The organism is Cellulophaga sp. 20_2_10 (assembly GCF_023476645.1).
GTDB lineage: Bacteria > Bacteroidota > Bacteroidia > Flavobacteriales > Flavobacteriaceae > Cellulophaga.
In genome coordinates this window covers 1-2015 of the sequence record NZ_JAMCOJ010000039.1, presented here as the reverse complement: position 1 = coordinate 2015, position 2015 = coordinate 1, and the positions used below count along the sequence as shown (strand labels likewise).

Sequence of the window (2015 nt, the reverse complement as noted above, 5' to 3'; positions counted from 1 at the left end):
TCCACCAGCTCCTGTTTGCCCGTTAAACAGGCTGCCTAATACAAATGGTCTGTTAGGGTCGTTGTATCTAAAGCCAAGTAAAACCTGGTCTCCTTCTTCTGGTATAAATACAAAACCTCTGTTGGTAGCTACATTGCTACTGCTGCCCGCATCTGGTGTCATAACACGTATCCAAGCAGTTTTCATTTCTCCGGTTTGCCAGTTCATTTGTACCTGTACTCTTCCTTTGTTTTTAGGATCTTGGTTGCTTAGTACCGTTGCCATTTGTGTTTGCGCTACTGGTATGGCAACGTCGGGTTCTGGTAAGCTTTTAATATCTACTGGTAAAGCCACAAAACTATTGGTGTAATAGTTTGCTTCTTTAGCGTAGTGTGTAATTTCTGTAATAATATATTTACCGTGCTTTTTAGTGGCATAACTAGCAACACCACTAAGTATAGCTGTTTCTATATCTATAATACTCCCTACGGCTAACCCCTTTTTAGTAGACTTACCAGAGATGTAGTTAGAGTTTGCAGCAGCACTTTGTTGTTTCTTTTTTAAATAGTTGTCAATCTCAGACTTGTTTTTAATTCTAGGAATGGTGTACCCATTACCGCCAGTAGAAAAGAGTTCTAAACTAGTGTTAAAGGCGTGTTGTCCTAATTCGTTTAAACCAGCAGGACTATCTGGAGTTTGACTGTTGTGTTGTTGTACGTCTTGTGAGTTGTACGAAAATGCTTGTGCTTTACGAGCCTGCGCTTGTATGCCAATATTCATTTCGGTTAAATCTTTACCGTATTCTATAGTAATAGGATCTGTTTGTGATGGTTTACCAAAAAATAAAGTATCCCCATCATAAAACAACCACTCGTTATGTTGTTTTGCAATACGTTGTATAAACTTAAAGTTGGTTTCTAGGTATTGCGACTCATAGTCTAATGTAGCTGTGTTTTCTGGCGCAATTTCTGTAGTTAATTTAGGGTTTTTGGTCACCACTTTTACAATGTCTGCAAGTGACTTGTTTAACCAAGATTGCATAAGCTCGCTATCTTCTAAAACAATAGTAGAGGAGTAGCCAGAAAGTATAATTTGACCATGATTGCCGTTATTTTGATTTAGTGATACGTTGGTTATAATACCCGTAAAATCTTTACCAGTAGTAGTAATAAGTATGGTTTTACCAAGCCAATCTTTAGACTTGTCTATAGTATGTGCAGTAGTAGTTTCCCCAGCTTCTAAATCTATACCAACCTCAAAAGAGTGGTGGTCGTTAATTTTTTGAGCTATGGTAATGTGTTTGTAACCACTAATAAATTTACCGTTAATACTAATTTGCTTATTTTCTGGTGTCATAACTTTATGTTTGTAGGTACTACCTAAGCCTTGTGGTAAATTTAGAAACCTAGAGGCCTAATTTTTATTGATATTTTTGGTACAAAGCTGTAAACTGATGAGTTCTACTAGGCTTATTTTATTTTTTAAATGTAATAGCTTATGTGTTGTAGCTAATACATAGTAAGCGGTATTTTGTAAAAGGATAAAAAAGCCTTCAAATTATGACACTTGAAGGCTTTAATAGTATAAACATGTCTAAACAACTAGTATGTGTTTAGTTGTGTTATGCAGTTGGCCAACGGTTTAATAAAGAAGCCGTACCAACGTTAATTTCCTCAGCAGAGAAAGTAACTTTAATAGTCATTGGCACGTCATTATTTACGTTTAACGTTTCTTTAAAATGAACGATGTAAGCGTTTTTAAACTCAACTTCTTTCATTTTAGCATCCTCGTCTGTTTTCTTAAAAGTAATTTTACCTTCAACTGGTTTAAACTGACTGTTAACCATAGCTTCAATAACAGAAGTATCTTCTGTAGACTCTATAATTAACTCAACTCTACCGCCAGTAACGTTAGAAGAAGGCTTTCCTTTTGAATCTGTACTTCTACTAAATTCATAATCAGAATAAAGTACATCAAATACTTTACCACCGAAACTAAAATCTGCTCTAAATGATCCCATAATAATTTGTTTTTTT

The 2015-nt window shown here is 35.3% G+C and carries 2 protein-coding genes; both read right to left on the bottom strand.

Going from position 1 to position 2015, the window contains the following annotated elements; all coding sequences use genetic code 11:
- A partial coding sequence (locus tag M4I21_RS18405; RefSeq protein WP_249560690.1) for a phage baseplate assembly protein V occupies positions 1–1335 on the bottom strand: 1335 nt, incomplete at its 3' end.
- A 265-nt stretch (positions 1336–1600) separates the two neighbouring features.
- Positions 1601–2015 (bottom strand): type VI secretion system tube protein TssD (gene tssD, locus M4I21_RS18400; protein WP_349628919.1); only part of this gene is annotated, 415 nt, incomplete at its 5' end.